This is a genomic window from Candidatus Binataceae bacterium (assembly GCA_035508495.1).
Classification (GTDB): domain Bacteria; phylum Desulfobacterota; class Binatia; order Binatales; family Binataceae; genus JASHPB01.
Window position 1 is genome coordinate 20,607 of the sequence record DATJMX010000084.1, and the last position, 16,045, is coordinate 36,651.

The following is a 16,045-nucleotide window of genomic DNA, read 5'->3' on the forward strand; positions in this document are numbered from 1 at the left end:
AAGTTGACAGCTGCCGCTCCTCTTTAAGTTCCATTCAGGTAAGTTGCCCGCTGCGCTCAATGCGCTGGCGCCGCGTCCTGATGCGAAGCCCATTCGGCGATTTGCCGTTTTTGCTCCTCGCTCAAACTGGCTGAAGGATGAAACGTAACATAGTCGCCGGGCGGCATGCTGCCGCTCTTGACCGCACTCACAATCGAGTGCGCCATCGCACGACGCCCCTCCGGGCCAAGCGTGGCCCAGTCCGAGAGGTCGAATGCCTCCCGGGCTTTGGCTTCGCCGAACAGATGCGAAGGTGCCAGCTTCGCCGTCCACGAGCCGCTGGCCTGATGGGCGTGACAATCGAAGCAGGAGTTGACGAGGATCGGGCCTACCTGGGGAACGTTCGCGAGCGAATCCGGCGCCGCCTGCAATTGCACCGAGAGCTCGTTCTGCTTGTTGGAGCATCCAGCGGAGGCCACGATTGTAAAAAACGCTAACATGCTGATTCGGCACATCCCATATATTCGACGCCAATCGATCAAACCTCTGTATCGCATTCGCCTCAACACAATACTCTCCTGCTCCCACACCGCCACTCTATCGCCTCGGCCACGAAGCCCGGCACAGAAGCGTCGAGACTGTTCGTGGATCCGTAAATGAACGAACGCTGCTCATCAATATCGAGCAGGGAGATTAGTCAATGGCAAGCGCGCCATTCACAGCATCAGACCGACGGCATCAAGCTCCACGAGCAGTTCGTCAACCCGCAATGGATAATGCTGCTGGAGGTGCTGAACATGAACGTTCGTTATGGAAAGTGCGGCTCTGGACCGACGCGTTCGGGATGGTGCGTGATCGGATCGATTTGAGTCCTTTTGATATGGCGCGAATCCGGAAATCGCGCTAATAGCGGTTGCGAGAGGAATTCAATATGCGGCTCGTCACTTACTCTTTCAGAGGCACAACCCGGCTCGGCGCGATGCGCGCCGACAACGAGGTTATCGATCTCGCTCGCGCATCGGCTCTCAACGGCGAAGCGGTTCCGCACGATATGATGGCGCTGCTCGCGCTCGGCGATGCGGGCCTCGATGCGGCGCGACGGGCCTTAGCGGCAGGAGACCAGCATGCGCGAGGGAATCGCGCGTCAGCGATCGCACACGGAATCGTCTTTCAAACGAACGAGCCAGGATTCCGCCTCGAAGCTCCGGTGATGAAACCCGGCAAAGTCCTCGCCATCGGGCTCAACTATCGCGACCACGCTGAAGAAGCCGGAATGAAGATTCCTGAACGGCCCGTGGTGTTTACGAAAGTTCCGAGCTGCATCACCGGTCCCGGGATGCCGATACATCGGCCACGTGTCAGCTCATCGGTCGACTGGGAGGCCGAGCTATGCGCGATCATCGGCACTCGCGCGCGGCATGTGAAAGCCGCTGAGGCGCTGCGCTATGTCGCGGGCCTCGCCTGCGGCAACGACGTCTCGGTGCGTGACTGGCAGTTTCATTCCGGTACCTGGATGATGGGCAAGGGCTTCGACACGCACGGCCCGCTCGGCCCGTGGCTCGTAACCCTCGACGAGGTGGGAGATCCCGCCAATCTCGACATCAGGACGCTGGTCAACGGCGTCGAAAAGCAGCACTCAAACACTCGGCACCTGATTTTCAATATCGGTCAGATAATCGAGTATCTGACGGCGGCATTCACGCTCGAGCCCGGCGACGTGATCTTCACCGGCACGCCGGCGGGCGTCGGCGCCTCGCGCAAGCCACAGGAATGGCTGAAGGCGGGCGATACCGTCCGCGTCGAGATCAGCAAATTGGGGGCGCTGGAAAATCCGGTTATCGAGGAACCTGAGTCCTGATCAGGCCTGCGATCGTCGCTTCGGCTTGCGCCGCGATTTCGCGCACGATCTCGCCCGCAGGGCGAATTTCGCGGACCATGCTGACTGACTGGCCGGCATAGAACGCGAGCCCGCTCATATCTCCCGTGACCGATGTTGAAGCCGTGAAGGCGGAATAGCGAGGAAGCTCCACTTCTATCTCGCCGCGTCGCAGTCGCGCCAGTTTTTCACCTTCGCCGGGACGCTTTCCCGTTTCGGGGCGGCCTGCCTTCTCCCATTCCTCAACGACCTTGGTACGAATCACGCGATGCGCTGCATCGGGCCATCCGACATCGAATAGCTTGGTGTGAACGGTCTCAACGGCGTGCGACTTCACCACCATTTTTTTGTAGTCGCGATGAGCGCTACATTCGTCCGACGCGAGAAACCGCGTGCCGAACACTGCGGCGTCCGCTCCCAAAGCCAACGCTGCGGCAAGGCCGCGACCGTCGGCGAAACCTCCTGCCGCCAGCATTGGCGAATCGCCGACCGCGTCTCGAGCCTCCGGAACGAGCGCCAAAGTCGTCACCGTCCCGCGAACGTGGCCGCCCGCCTCGAAACCCTGCACAATGACGGCATCCGCCCCAGCCTTCTTCGCCGCCGCCGCTTCTTCAGCCGAACCGCATTGCCAGACCACCGTGAAGCCAAGCTGCTTACAGAGCGGAATGTGCTCCGAAGGATCGCCCCAGAAAAGTGTAACCGCCTGTATCGGCTCCACTCGAAGCTGTTCAAGAACGTCGGGCTGCAAAAACGGAATGAGGAGATTCACCGCTAGCGGCTTTGTCGTCCTTGCGCGCGCAGCAGCGATCGCCTCATGGATCTCGGCAGGACCAAGTCCAGCCATCCCAATCGTTCCGAGCCCTCCTGCCTCGGAGACAGCCGCGGCAAGCTCGGCTCCTGCTACACCGCCCATGCCCGCGGCAACTATCGGGTACTGGATTCCGAAGAGTTCGGTGATCCGAGTTCTGAGCATCTGGGCTCCTACGGCGCCTCTTCTGCGTAGTCCCAGGAGATGGTGCGCTCGGGCTTGAAGCGGATGACGACCACCTTCTCGCCGCTCATCGATTTGGCGTAGCGTTTGCCCATTTTTTTGCCGAGGTATTCGATCGCCATCCTCTCCGTGCGCTTGTCATCGATCTTTTCTTCCATCGTGACGCGGCCCTTAAGCACGACCGACTTGTACGGCGCTTCCTTGGTATCGACCACGAACGTGACGCGCGGGTCCCGCACGAGACACTTGTATTTGAAGGCCTCGGGGCCGCTCTGAAAAATGATTTCGCCCTTGTCGTATTCGTACCAGGTCGGCACGGCATGCGGTGAGCCGTCGGGCGCGGTCACCGCAACGACTGCAACGATTGGCCGGGAAAGCAGTTTATCGATGTCCTTCTTCTTCATCGGCATGCGGCGAAGTCTCCAATGGAGGATTTCTAATCAGGAGGAATATTCTCACCACAAAGACACGAAGACACAAAGATTCTTCTTAGTGACCTTGTGCCTTCGTGGTTATTCTCTCTTATCTGCCTTTGAACGCCGGCTTGCGCTTTTCGCGGAAGGCGCGCGTGCCTTCGCGCACATCTTCCGACGGATTCGTGATCATCACGTTGAGGGCGGCGTCCTCGAGCGCGTTCTCCAGCGTCATTTCGCGCTGCTTGTACATCATGCGCTTGGCGAGCCTGATTGCGAGCGGCGGTCCGTCGGCGAGCCGGCGCGCGAATTCGTTGACGCGCGCATCAAGTTCCTTGTGTGGCACCACTTCGGTCACGAGGCCCAGTTCGAGCGCGGTCTTCGCGTCGTAAACTTCTGACAGCATCGTCATCTTGAGTGCGCGATCGAGTCCCATGAATCTAGGGAACAGGAACGCACCGCCTTCGTCGCACAGGAGCGCAAACTTGAGCGCGGTGTCTCCGAGGCGAGCTTCGTCCGATGCGATCCGGAAGTCGCAGCTCAGCGCGAGCGTCAGTCCACCCGCGACCGCGGCACCGTTGATCGCGGCGATTACAGGTTTGTCGAAACGATGCAGCGAAAGCACGATCTGATGGAAGCCCTCGCGCATCTCGAGCATGTGCCCCATCGGATGCCCATGAAAACGCGAACGGCTGTCGGGAGAGCCGCTGATATCGCCGCCGGCACAGAACGCGCGCCCGCTGCCGGTGATGATCAGCACGCGCACGTCGTCATCCTGACGCGCGAGATCGATCGCCGCGACGATCTCCTTGACCATCGTCTCGGTGTAACCGTTCATCCGCTCGGGGCGGTTGATCGTGATCCTGGCGATACCGTCGCTGGCGCCGTAGATGATCGTATTGAAATCCATTGCTCAACCCTCCCGAAATCGGATTCACCACTAAGACACAAAGGGCACCAAGAGGAACTTTTCTTACTTTGTGACCTTTGTGCCTTCGTGGTGATCTTTTTCTCACCTGCCTTTGAAGGATGGCTCCCGCTTCTCCAGGAACGCCTTTACCGCTTCGCGATGGTCCTCGGTGCGGCCCGTCATGGTCTGGCCCCATGCTTCGCGATCGAGCAGCTCGCTAAACTCATGAGTGACTGCGGCATTGAGGTTGGCCTTCATATACGAGTAAGCGACCGTCGGACCGTTGGCGATCTTCTTCGCGAAGGCGTGTACGTCTTCCTTGAATGACGCCGCCGGAAATACTTTCGTCGCGAGGCCGATCTTGAGTGCCTCGTGCGCGTCGATCATGTCGGCGGTGAAATACAGCTCGCGAGCTTTCGCGGAGCCCACCAGCCGCGTGAGCGACCACGTGCCGCCGTAATCGCCCGAATATCCGACTCGCGCGAATGCAGTGCCGAGGCGAGCCGCCTCGGACACGAGGCGAATATCGGCGGCCATCGCCACGCTGAGACCCGCGCCTGCCGCGGGTCCATTGACAGCCGCGATCGTCACCTTCGGCATCTCATGCAGCATCAGCGCGACGTCCTCGCCGCGCCGCAACCCGGCGACCCGATCCTCGATCGATTGCGGAGAACCTGCGCCGCCCTCGTTGCGATCGCGCATCGCGGAAATATCGCCGCCCGCACAGAAGCCGCGCCCGGCACCGGTCACCACGACGCATCCGACTTCGGGATTCGCCGATGCGCGCGTGAGCTGATCGCGCAGCGCCCCCATCATGTCGGCACTCATCGCGTTCAGCTTGTCGGGCCGGTTGAGCGTGAGGTAGAGGACGCGGTCCTTCAGTTCGACGAGCAAATGGTCTGCCATTTGAATTGATGCCTCCAGGCCGGCGGGTCAATTTCCCTACTACTTCAGGGCCGACAATCTGTCGAGTGCGACGGCCACCGCCTGCGTGCCGTCGAGGTCATGGCCGAGCGCGGCCGCGGAGTTGAACATCGAGGACATCAACGCCAGCCCGGGCAGCGCGACCTCGGCAGCGCGCGCCGCTTCGGTGACCAGCCGCAAATCCTTGCGCACCAGCTTGATGAAAAATCCCGGCGCGTAGTCGTGCGCGATTATCTTCGGGCCGAGGTTCGTGAGCTGCCACGAGCCCGCTGCGCCCGCACCGATTGCTTCGAGCACGCGCGATGGATCGAGGCCGCCGGCAGTCGCGAAGCGAATTGCCTCGGCGGCAGCTTCGAGCGTGACCGTGACCGCGATCTGATTGGCGAGCTTCGTCACCTGCCCCGCGCCCGACGGCCCCATATACGTGATGCGCTTGCCGAGATGCTCAAAGAGCGGGCGCGCGCGCTCGAATGCGGCCTCATCGCCACCCACCATAATCGCGAGCGTGCCTTCGATCGCGCCCTTGTCGCCGCCCGACACCGGCGCATCGAGATAGCCGATTCCCGCGGGCCTCAGCCGTTTCGCGATCGCGCGCTCGGCCGCGGGCGAGATCGTGCTCATGTCGATCACGAGTTGTCCGCGGGCGAGCGACGGCTCGATCTTCGCGATCGTCGCCTCAACGTCGGGCGTGTCGGGCACCATGATGAAGATAATTTCGGCGCCGCTCGCCGCCTGCTCAGGTGATGCCGCCACCGTCGCGCCATTGGCCGCCAGCGCGCGCGCTTTTTCTGGAGTGCGATTGAAGACGCGCACGCGATGGCCCGCGGCGAGGAGCCGCCGCGCCATCGGCGCGCCCATGATTCCAGTTCCGATCCAGGCGATTTCCATGGGCCGATAGTAGCGCAGCGGCGGCGCGAATCAGACCGTCAGCGTTGTCCGATCCAGTCCTTGCGCGCGACTTTGCGCCAGCGCTCGCGAATCGAATCGTAGCTCGATTGTTCGATTCCCTTGCCAGCGACGAGCGCCGCGTTGCGATCGACGTTCTCAGGCCGCGTCGTGCCGACGATCGCGCTATGCACTCCCGGTGTCGCAAGCGTAAACGAGAGCGCAGTCGCGACCGCTTCGCTCGAGTCGCCGCGCAGAAAATCGTAGTCGAGCTTTTGCAGGCGATCCCAGTACGGGCGCGTGTACCAGTCCGAAGGCGCGCGCCGATTCTTCCAGACCGCGTTGGCGATGGGACGTTTTGCGATCACGCCGACGCCGCGCTCGATCGCCTTCGGCAGCACGAGATCGATCGCCTGTTGATCGGCAACGCTCACGGAAATTTGCAGCGTGTCGAACACCCCCATCGCGACGGCATGAGCAGCGTCGTGCCCGTCGAGCGAGCATCCGATGAAACGCGCCTTGCCGGCCTCACGCGCCTTCTGCAGCACCGCGATCGCCTCGTCGTTGTCGAGCACGCTGCGCTCGGGACTGTGAAACTGGATCACATCGACATAGTCGGTGCCGAGACGCTGGAGGCTGCGATCGATACTGGCGGAGAGCATCGCGGGGTCCCACTCATCGCGCGCGAAACCACCCGCACGATCGCCGGCAGACTCGATCATCGCGTGCCCGCACTTGGTCATCAGCACGATGTCGTGGCGCCGCTTGCTGAGCGCGCGCCCGATGAGCCGCTCGCTATCGGCATAGCATTCGGCGGTGTCGATCAGATTGACGCCAGCATCGAGCGCACGGCCAAGGATCGCATCGACAGTTTTCTGCGCGACTTCCTGGTAGCCAACTTCCGACCCGCCAAAGCCAAGCACGCTGACGCTGAGTCCAGTCTTGCCAAAGATGCGCCGAGGTATCGCCATACCACGCTGATACGCGGATCGAGCCGCGCAGGCAAAAGCTCCGTTCGGACTTATTCTGAAGGAACTTAAGATCTCGGAGGTCCCGAGATCAGTACCGGAAGGCGGGCGCCTATCGCCCATCATCGGGAAATAAGGAAAGCGCTACGCGCAACGTTTGGCACCGGCCCCTTTGGGGGCCTCCAAGATCGCTCGACGGTGCTCGGGATGACGGAAAAGGAACTCCCCGCTCAGTCAGACGCCTTGTCGCATTCGCCGAGCGCACTGCTGTCGGGAGCCACAATCGAGAAGTACGCGTGATCTTCCTTGACCACGAAATTGGTATGCGACGGACCGGGGCGATTCGCATCGCGAGTCTCGTCGATGTAGCCAGTCGGCCGCGTGTCGCCGGGAACGTAGTTCGAGCAATGCATCGCGCTTCCTGGGGCTAGCGTCCAGATCAGGTCGGCTGAGCCCGTCGAATCGGCGGCGAGCGCATATCGCCCCTCACGTAGCGTGAAGTGACAGGTCACCCCCGTGGGCGGACGCGCAGTGTCGTCGAGAACGTTGATAATGCCGGAGCCCGAAGTGAAATGGCCGCTCCCGTCACTGACCAGATCGGTCGTGCCGGTGGCGGTTTGGATCAGCGGCTCGCTCGGCGCAGATGGCCATTTGAATGTCGTGCTGTGGCATTCGTAATGGCCCGAGAGTTTCGCGTTGGGAGAATCGTCGGCGCGAGATAGCGTCGGCAGCGCCAGAATCACACCTACGATCAAGGTTGCGATTGTTGAGCGCATCGCGGTCCCCCCTTGCCTTGCGATCGTTACTTCAGTGGCGGGCCAGAGCTTTTCTTATTGCGGCGGCGCTTTCGAGGAGCGTGTTGGGGAGGTTCAGCGTGCCTGCCACGTTTGAATATGGATACAAACGTGCGTTGATGTGTGCGTGCAGCGGCAGGCCTTCGCCCTGGTGGATTTCGTAGTCGAGCGGCAGCGGGCCGAGGATCATGAGCACGCGATAGATGGCGCTCGCGAAGGCGTGGAGCTGGGCCGCGTCGAGCTCGGTGAGCAAGCCGCGGAAGGCCGGCATCACGACATCGTAGCTGCGCGGGAACGCGCCGATCGGACTTGCATAGCTCACGATCCCGTCGCGCTTTTCAATCACGAGGCCGAGCCGTTCCATCAGGGCAACGATCTCGTGCCAGATATGCGGATTCTCGCGCTCGACGCGCGCTTCGGCTGCCGCGGCCGGGAACGGTTCGGGCGAGCCGATGATCTGCTGATGGGGATGGGGCTGCGAGGCGCCTGATTCGCGGCCCTGGTTCTTGCGCACAACGACCGAGCAGATCGCGGGATTCTCGAGCGCCAGCCGCATCACGCGCGTGTCTGTCTCGATCATGGTGACGAAGTGCCCCTCGCCGAGAATTCCGGTAAAGGTCAGATCGCCATGCGAGCGCGGTGATTCCTGAAAGTGGCGCGGATCCTCGACCACGATATACGACTCGTTGCGATTACCTGTGAGCTCAGCCGGGATGCGCGGAAACAAATTGTTAAATACGCGCATCACCCATTTCGCCTCGGGATGATTCCGCGCTCCCGTCCATGACGGCGCCTCATCGGGAGTCACGCGCAGCACCTCGCGCGTCGCAAGGTCCTCGTTGCCAGGGCAGAATGGGCACGACGCGGTCGCGTGGCGAATCTGCTCGTCGCTGAACGGTTCGCTCACCGGTTCGACGCGATCGCGGCCGAGGGTGAAGGCAAAGCTCTTGCCGCGCACGTCGACGACATAAGAAATGACACCGCTTACCGGATTCTTGATCCAGACCAGGCGGCCGTCGCGGATTTCACATTCAATCGGCATCGCAGGCCATCACCTTTAACAATTGCTGCCTTGCGATTTCAAACCGCGACGTTCAGCGCGCTATCGTGGGCGTTTGCGCCGCTCAACCTTGACTCCCCATCGAGCCTCCGATAACTCAATTCGGGAGGACGAGGACCGGTAACACCGGAGAAATAATCGGGGTCTGGCGTTCCGCGATGCGGAGCCCAGCCTTTTTTTTGGCCGCCGATTGCCATCAGCGCCGCGTCCTTCAAGAAAGTCATGTCGCCATCAAAGAAGTATTTGTTCACTCCCGGTCCCGCACCCGTGCCGCCCGAAGTGCTACTCGAGATGTCGCGGCCGATCATCCATCATCGTACTCCCGAATTCAGCGCCGTGCTCGACCAGGCGCGCGAGCGTCTCAAGCCGCTGTTCGGCACGAAGCAGGGCGAAGCCATCCTGACCGCATCTACCGGCACGGGCGCGATGGAAGCGGCCGTGATCAATCTGCTGCAGCCGGGCGAGCAGGCGATCTTCGTCAACGGCGGCAAGTTCGGCGAGCGCTGGGGCAAGTTGCTCTCGACCTTCGGCATTGCAGGGCACGAGGTCAAGGTCGAATGGGGCCGCGCCGTGCGTCCGGAGCAAATCGAAGACGCGCTCAAGGCCAATCCCAATGCGCGCGCGGTACTCGTTCAGGCGAGCGAGACTTCGACTTGCGCGATTCATCCGATCGCCGCGATCGGCGAGGTCACCAAGCGGCGCGGCGTGATGCTGATCGTCGATGGCATCACTTCGGTCGGCGTCTTCGAGCAGAAGATGGACGAATGGGGCGTCGATGCGTTCGTCACCGGCAGCCAGAAAGCTTTGATGCTCCCGCCGGGTCTGGGCGCCGTCGCGATGTCGCAGCGCGCGCTCGATACGGCGAAGAGCAACAAGACGCCGCGCTTCTACTTCGATCTCCTGAAAGAGCTGAAGGCGCAGCGCGACGAGCATACGACGGCGTGGACCGCGCCGGTGTCGCTCGTCTTCGGACTCAACAAATCGCTCGAGTTGATTCATGCCGAGACTCTGCCGCGCGTCTATGCGCGTCACCAGGTGATGGCGGAAGCGACGCGCGAGGCAGGCAAGGCTCTGGGACTTCGCCTTATCGCGCCGGACAATCCCGCGCCGGGCGTCACGGGAATTCTCGTGCCTGACGGGATCGACGGTGGCAAAGTCGTGAAGTTCATGCGCGATACGCTCGGCGTCGGGGTGCAGGGCGGCCAGGATCAAATGAAGGGCAAGCTCGTGCGCATCGGACACATGGGGCATCTGAGCCCGTTCGACATGCTCGTGGCGGTGAGCGCGTTTGAGATCGCGCTCGCGCAGGCTGGCGCAAAGATCAACCATGGTGTGGGTGTGGCCGCCGTGCAGGCGCGACTCGCAAGGAGCATCTGATACGGCAATGGCGGAAACGTTCCGCGTTCTTCTAAGCGACACACTCGCGCCGCAGGGACTCGAAGTCCTCAAGCGCTATCCGCAACTTCAGTTCGACATCAAAACGGGTCTCAAGCCCGCTGAGCTCGCTGCCATCATCGCGCCCTATGACGCGCTGCTGATTCGCAGCGGCACCAAGGTCACGCGCGAAGTCGTCGAGCATGCGACCTCGCTTAAGGTGATTGGGCGCGCGGGCGTCGGCGTCGACAACGTCGACCTCGAGCCTGCCACACGCCGCGGCATCGTCGTGATGAACAGTCCGACGGGCAACAGCGTGACCACCGCGGAGCACGCGATCTCGATGATGATGGCGGTGGCGCGGCACATCCCCGCTGCGAACGCCTCGGTGAAAGCCGGCAAATGGGAGCGCACCAAGTTCACCGGCGCCGAGGTTCACAACAAGACTCTCGGCGTCGTCGGCCTCGGCAACATCGGGCGCATCGTCGCCGATCGCGCGGCGGGCCTGAAAATGAAAGTGATCGCCTACGATCCGATTCTCACCGCCGAAGCAGCGGCGAGGCTCGGAATCGAGCTGGTCAGCCTGAATGAGCTGATCGAGCGCGCCGACTTTATCACGGTGCATACGCCGCTGACGGACGACACGCGCGGGATCATCGGCACCGCAGCCTTCGCGCGGATGAAGAAGGGCGTGCGAATCATCAACTGCGCGCGCGGTGGAATCGTCGACGAAGCCGCGCTAGCCGAGGCAATCAAATCGGGCAAGGTCGCGGGCGCCGCGCTCGACGTGTTCGTCGATGAGCCGCCGCCCGCCGATCATCCGCTGCTCAAGCTCGATGCCGTCATCGCAACGCCGCATCTTGGCGCCGCGACGGACGAGGCCCAGGTGCAGGTCGCTATCGACATCGCACAGCAGGTGGCGGACTTCCTGATCGAGGGCACGATTCGCAGCGCAGTGAATATGCCCGCGCTCACCCCGCAAGAGCTCGAGATCCTGGGACCGCATCTGACACTCGCGGAGAAGCTCGGCCGTCTCGCCGCGCAGCTGATCAAGGACGCTCCGCTCGAAGTAACGCTCGGTTTCGGCGGCGAAGCATCGAATATCAAGCCTGATGCTGTAACCGGCGCCGCGCTCAAGGGCCTGCTCAGCGGTTTCCTGGCCGAGGAGCTCAACGCCGTCAACGCACCCTTTATCGCGCGCGAGCGCGGCATCATGGTGAGCGAGCGCCGCACGCGCGAAGCAACTGACTATGTCAACACTTTGTCATTGAGCGTGCGTACCGCATCAGGGTTGCACGAAGTGGCGGGCGCGCTGCTCGGAGCGCGCGGTCTCAGGATCACGCGTATCGACGGATACCGGGTTGAAGCGGTGCCCGAAGGATACTTCCTGGTGCTGCACAACCGCGACGTGCCGGGCGTGGTGGGCGCTGTCGGCACGATCCTGGGCCAGGCCGGAATCAACATCGGCGGCCTCGAACTTGGGCGCGATCGCGTGGGCGGTACGGCGCTCAGCGTTTTCGAGGTCGATGACGCCGTTCCGGCGGCGGTGCTGGACAGGCTCAAGACTCATCCTGCGATTACGGCGGCCGATCTGCTCAAATTGTAGCGCGGCGCTTTTAGGATACGCGGGCCACGGACCAGATGCGTAGGCCGGCGCAGGAGTGCGGCCGGCGGGGGACTGATATGAACACCGTTGCCGTTGTGGGCACACAGTGGGGAGACGAAGGCAAGGGCAAGATCGTAGATATGCTCGCGGCCGACGCCGACGTTGTCGTTCGCTTCCAAGGCGGCAACAACGCGGCGCATACACTGGTCGTCAACAATCAGAAATTCGTGCTGCGCCTCGTGCCGGCGGGTGCGTTGCATCCGAACAAGGCTTGCGTCGTAGGCAACGGCACGGTCGTCAACCCGATCGCACTGCTCGTCGAGATCGACAACCTCAAGAAGAGCGGTTTCCTGAAGGACCCTGCCCTCTTTCGGCTCAGCTATGACGCGCACATGGTGATGCCCTACCACATCGCGATCGATCGCGCGCGCGAGGCTCGCGCCGGCAAACGCGCGATCGGCACGACCGGCTTCGGAATCGGCCCGACCTACGAAGACAAGATGGCGCGCACGGGGCTGCGCTTCGAGGATCTGCTCGACCAGGTCTCGTTCGTCGAAAAGCTCCGCCGTAATGTCGCCGAGAAAAATCTCTACTTGAAGGCGGTGCTCAAGGCCAAGACGGTCAAGGCCGACGAGATCGTCGACGCGATGGCGAAGGCGCGCCGCCGTCTGCTGCCGTATCTGTGCGACAGCGGCGCATATCTCAGCGAGGCGATCGCGGCGGGCAAGAAGGTGCTCTTCGAAGGCGCGCACGGCACGATGCTCGATATCGATCATGGCACCTATCCGTACGTGACATCGTCAAATTGTATCGCGAGCGCGTCCTTCGACGGCGTCGGGATCGGCCCGACGAATCAGCTCGCCGTTCTCGGCATCAGCAAGGGCTACACGACACGCGTCGGCGCCGGTCCTTTCCCCAGCGAGTTCACGGGACAGCTCGCTGATGCGCTTCGCGAGGAAGGCGGCGAGTTCGGCAGCGCCACGGGCCGCCCGCGGCGTATCGGATGGTTCGACGCAGTGCTCACGCGCTACGCCGCTCGCGTCAACGGGCTATGGGGAATCGCGCTGACCAAGCTCGACGTGCTGACAGGGTTGGATCCAATCAAGATTTGCGTCGGCTACACCGTCAAGGGCAAGCGCTACGACCAGATGCCACCGTCGCATCGGATGCTGCTGACCGCTAAGCCGATTTACCAAGAGATGCCCGGATGGCACGAGAGCCCGGCGAAGGCGCGCACGCTGGCCGACATCCCGGATGCCATGCGCAACTACGTAAATCGCATCGCAGAGCTGGTCGGAGTGCAAATCGCGATGGTCGGCGTCGGCGCCGATCGCGAAGCGACAATCGTCACCAGCAATCCATTTGCAGCCTAGCCCGAATCGCGCAGTTCGCTTCGCTAGCTTGGATAGCAGCCGGCGCGGCGAGCTCGCTCGCGCACCAAGGCGAGGATCGCTTTGCACATCGGCATTTCGTGACCAGTTAGATCGCCGAGCTCCACGACTGCACCGAGGAGCGCATCGATCTCCATTGGACGGCCGCGTTCCAGATCCTGGAGCATCGAGGTTTTGTGCGCCCCGACTTCGAGCGCGCCATTGATTCTCTGTTCAAGGCTGACGCCGAACTTCACGCCAAGCGACTCTGCGACCTCTTGCGCTTCGCGCATCATCGTACGCGCGACCGCGTAAAGATCCGGCTCGCCCGCGAGGCGATCGAGTGTTGACGTCGTCAGCGCCGAAAGCGGATTGAGCGACAGATTGCCCCAAAGCTTCACCCATAGCTCGTCGCGAATCTGCGGCCGGATGGGAGCTTTGAGCCCGGCCGCGATTAGTTGCTTGGCCAGCACCTGGATACGCTCGCTCTTCGATCCGTCGGGCTCGCCCAACGTGAAGCGATTGCCGTGAGTGTGTTCAATCACCCCGTGCTCGATCACTTCGGCCGCTGGATAGATGACGCATCCGATCACGCGCGAGGGTGGCAACATTTGCCAGAGGATTCCCCCAGGATCGACGCTTTCAATCGTGCGATCGCGATGCGGGCTATCGAGGCCGTAGAAATACCAGTACGGCACGCCGTTCACTCCGATCACGAGCGCGGTATGAGTTCCAAGCAGCTTCGCGATTTGTGGCGCGGCAGCGGGCAGCGAATGCGCCTTCAGTGTGACGATGACGTAGTCTTGCGCGCCCGCCTCAGTTGCATCGGAGGCGCATCGCGCCTTGATGTTGACGCGGCTGCCCGCGCTGACAAGCGTAATTCCATCGCGGCGCATCGCTTCGAGATGCGGTCCGCGCGCGATGAAGGTCACGTCGGCGCCCGACTGCACGAGCTTGGCGCCGAGCATTCCGCCGATCGCGCCCGCGCCGAAGATCGCGATCTTCACGATTCGAGACCAAGCACCTTGGCGAGACCGATTCGTTGCAGCTTGCCGGTAGGTCCTTTCGGAATCGTTTCGAGGACGACGATTCTGCGCGGCACCTTGAAATGCGCCAGCCGCGACGCGACGAACTCGCGAAGTTCCTGCTCATTCGCGGTTGCGCCGTCGCGCAGAACCACCGCCGCCGCGACTTCCTCGCCGAGCATCGGATGCGCCATGCCAAACGCCGCGGCCTGCAGGACCTGCGGATGATCGAGGAGAGCGGTCTCAACTTCGACCGGGCCGATCTTCTCTCCGCCGCGATTGATTAGCTCTTTGATGCGTCCCGTGAGTCGCAGGTACCCTGCATTATCGAGAAAGCCCTGGTCGCCGGTGCGGAACCATCCGTTAGTCCACGACTTAGCGTTCGCCTCGGGATTGTTTTCGTAACCGCCAGTCACATTGCGGCCGCGAATCACGATTTCGCCGATCTGGTCCGCATCGAGCAAGCCGCCACCTTCGTTCATGATCGCGATCTCAGGTCCTGCGGCGACTCCGACGCTGCCCGCGAAATGCTCGCGCGGCGGCAGCGGATTCGACGCCATCTGATGGGCGGCTTCGGTCATGCCGTACGATTCGATGACTGGCGCGCGAAACACGTTTTCCAGTTCCTGCAGCACCTGCGGCGGTAGAGCCGACGACGACGAGCGAATGAGGCGCAGCCCGCTCGCCGCGACAGCGTCGGCATTGCGCGCAGCGCGCGCAAGAATCGCCTGATGCATGGTAGGAACGGCGGTGTACCACGTCGGACGAATTTCGGTGAACCATCGGAAGAACTTGAGCGCGTCAAACTCCGGTGCGCATGCGACCGACGCGCCCGCAGCAATGCTCGAGAGCACCGCACCAATCAGGCCATGAATATGGAAGAGCGGCATGATGTTGAGGCAGATATCGTCGCGCGTGAGGCGCAGGGTTTCACGGATGTTCACGGCAGACGCGGTGACATTGCGATGCGACAGCGGCACGATCTTCGGCCGCGCGGTCGTGCCCGAAGTATGAAGTACCAGCGCGATATCTTCAGGCTCGGTCGCGCGATTCTCGAGCGGCTGATGATCAGATGACGCGCCAGCCTTGAGCGAAAACTCGCCCGCAGGCTTATCGGCATCAACTAGGAGTTCAATAATTGGGATGCCGCGGACGCTCGCGACAGCACGCGACGGACTGTCCATCCCTTCAAGGATGATCAGCGCCTTGGCGTGGAGATCAGAAATATAGAAGTCGAATTCGCTTTGCTTGTAACCGGGATTCAGCGGCGCCGCAGTGGCCGCATTCGCGATGGTGAGAAACGCACTCGCCATCTCGGGGCCATTGGGCAGAACAATCGCAACGCGATCGCCATGCCCGACACCAATCGCATTGAGATCACGCCGCGTCCGCTCCAGGAGCCCTCGCAAGCCATCGTAGCTGAGTGACTTGCGCCCCGGCGCAGCCAGCGCCGGACTAGGCGCATCGCCACGCTCGAGCAACTTCGCAATCGTATCGGCTTCGTACATGTTGCCGGTCCGCGGTCAGGCCGAAGGCATGAGAGTCATTCCGAGCCGAGCGGCGGCACGATTGAGCGCGACGTCGAACGACGCAAACCCCACCAGCGACCTGACGGTCGATTGAAGTCCATTTGCTGACGCCAGATGCAAAGCATCAAACGCACCCAGGCCAAATTGCTCAGCGAATTCGCCGGCGCGACGAATCGTATCAAGGCCGAGCGGGAGCCGGTTGAATGAAACCCAGTCCGACTCGAACTTCCGCTTGTTTATTTCAAAAGCCAGCCTTCGCCGCGGCCAAGTATCTTGAAAGATTGGCCTTCAACTCCCGCACCGATGCTTTCATGTGACTACCTTAACGGCGATGTGGTCAC

16 protein-coding genes are annotated in these 16,045 nt (G+C 62.1%); 5 read left to right on the top strand and 11 right to left on the bottom strand.

Features of this window, described 5'->3' with window-relative positions; translation table 11 throughout:
* Nucleotides 1-56: 56 nt before the first annotated feature.
* Entirely contained in the window at nucleotides 57-458 is a 402-nt protein-coding gene (locus tag VMA09_23715; protein ID HUA36632.1) for a heme-binding domain-containing protein, read from the bottom strand.
* A 177-nt stretch (nucleotides 459-635) separates the two neighbouring features.
* Here VMA09_23715 and VMA09_23720 point away from each other — a divergent pair, with 177 nt between their 5' ends.
* Together VMA09_23720 and VMA09_23725 are read left to right on the top strand one after the other, a co-directional pair.
* Nucleotides 636-848, top strand: coding sequence for a hypothetical protein (locus VMA09_23720; protein ID HUA36633.1), 213 nt, complete (start codon nucleotides 636-638; stop codon nucleotides 846-848).
* Nucleotides 849-910: 62 nt separating this feature from the next.
* A complete protein-coding gene (locus VMA09_23725; protein ID HUA36634.1) occupies nucleotides 911-1,837 on the top strand; it encodes a fumarylacetoacetate hydrolase family protein in 927 nt (308 codons plus the stop codon).
* Here the strand turns inward: VMA09_23725 and VMA09_23730 are convergent.
* From VMA09_23730 to VMA09_23765, 8 genes are all read right to left on the bottom strand, one after another.
* Complete coding sequence (locus VMA09_23730; GenBank protein HUA36635.1) at nucleotides 1,815-2,828, bottom strand: nitronate monooxygenase; 1,014 nt, start codon at nucleotides 2,826-2,828, stop codon at nucleotides 1,815-1,817. The two genes, VMA09_23725 and VMA09_23730, sit on opposite strands and share 23 nt — an antisense overlap.
* 8 nt (nucleotides 2,829-2,836) lie before the next feature.
* Nucleotides 2,837-3,256 (bottom strand): TIGR03618 family F420-dependent PPOX class oxidoreductase, encoded by a 420-nt coding sequence (locus VMA09_23735; GenBank protein ID HUA36636.1) that lies wholly within the window; start codon nucleotides 3,254-3,256, stop codon nucleotides 2,837-2,839.
* A 112-nt stretch (nucleotides 3,257-3,368) separates the two neighbouring features.
* Nucleotides 3,369-4,169: an enoyl-CoA hydratase-related protein gene (locus tag VMA09_23740; protein ID HUA36637.1), complete on the bottom strand. Its 801-nt coding sequence runs from the start codon at nucleotides 4,167-4,169 to the stop codon at nucleotides 3,369-3,371.
* 102 nt (nucleotides 4,170-4,271) lie between these two features.
* The gene (locus tag VMA09_23745; protein HUA36638.1) at nucleotides 4,272-5,075 is read right to left on the bottom strand and encodes an enoyl-CoA hydratase; all 804 of its coding nucleotides are present in this window, start codon (nucleotides 5,073-5,075) and stop codon (nucleotides 4,272-4,274) included.
* A gap of 39 nt (nucleotides 5,076-5,114) precedes the next feature.
* A complete protein-coding gene (locus VMA09_23750) occupies nucleotides 5,115-5,981 on the bottom strand; it encodes an NAD(P)-dependent oxidoreductase (protein ID HUA36639.1) in 867 nt (288 codons plus the stop codon).
* Nucleotides 5,982-6,019: 38 nt separating this feature from the next.
* Nucleotides 6,020-6,949 (bottom strand): aldo/keto reductase, encoded by a 930-nt coding sequence (locus VMA09_23755; GenBank protein ID HUA36640.1) that lies wholly within the window; start codon nucleotides 6,947-6,949, stop codon nucleotides 6,020-6,022.
* 227 nt (nucleotides 6,950-7,176) lie between these two features.
* The gene (locus VMA09_23760) at nucleotides 7,177-7,722 is read right to left on the bottom strand and encodes a hypothetical protein (protein HUA36641.1); all 546 of its coding nucleotides are present in this window, start codon (nucleotides 7,720-7,722) and stop codon (nucleotides 7,177-7,179) included.
* Nucleotides 7,723-7,753: 31 nt separating this feature from the next.
* Entirely contained in the window at nucleotides 7,754-8,782 is a 1,029-nt protein-coding gene (locus VMA09_23765) for a hypothetical protein (GenBank protein ID HUA36642.1), read from the bottom strand.
* A gap of 240 nt (nucleotides 8,783-9,022) precedes the next feature.
* Here VMA09_23765 and VMA09_23770 point away from each other — a divergent pair, with 240 nt between their 5' ends.
* The 3 genes from VMA09_23770 (at nucleotide 9,023) to VMA09_23780 (ending at nucleotide 13,153) form a co-directional block, all read left to right on the top strand.
* Entirely contained in the window at nucleotides 9,023-10,177 is a 1,155-nt protein-coding gene (locus tag VMA09_23770) for an alanine--glyoxylate aminotransferase family protein (protein ID HUA36643.1), read from the top strand.
* A gap of 7 nt (nucleotides 10,178-10,184) precedes the next feature.
* Complete coding sequence (serA, locus tag VMA09_23775) at nucleotides 10,185-11,780, top strand: phosphoglycerate dehydrogenase (protein ID HUA36644.1); 1,596 nt, start codon at nucleotides 10,185-10,187, stop codon at nucleotides 11,778-11,780.
* A 77-nt stretch (nucleotides 11,781-11,857) separates the two neighbouring features.
* Nucleotides 11,858-13,153 carry an adenylosuccinate synthase gene (locus VMA09_23780; GenBank protein HUA36645.1) on the top strand — a complete coding sequence of 432 codons (1,296 nt, stop codon included), beginning with the start codon at nucleotides 11,858-11,860 and terminating at the stop codon, nucleotides 13,151-13,153.
* Between the two features lie 23 nt (nucleotides 13,154-13,176).
* On the opposite strand, the gene VMA09_23785 is transcribed toward VMA09_23780, so the two are convergent.
* Complete coding sequence (locus VMA09_23785; GenBank protein ID HUA36646.1) at nucleotides 13,177-14,157, bottom strand: 2-dehydropantoate 2-reductase; 981 nt, start codon at nucleotides 14,155-14,157, stop codon at nucleotides 13,177-13,179.
* Nucleotides 14,154-15,683 carry an acyl--CoA ligase gene (locus tag VMA09_23790; protein HUA36647.1) on the bottom strand — a complete coding sequence of 510 codons (1,530 nt, stop codon included), beginning with the start codon at nucleotides 15,681-15,683 and terminating at the stop codon, nucleotides 14,154-14,156. Before VMA09_23790 ends, VMA09_23785 begins: the two co-directional genes overlap by 4 nt.
* Nucleotides 15,684-16,045 lie beyond the last annotated feature (362 nt).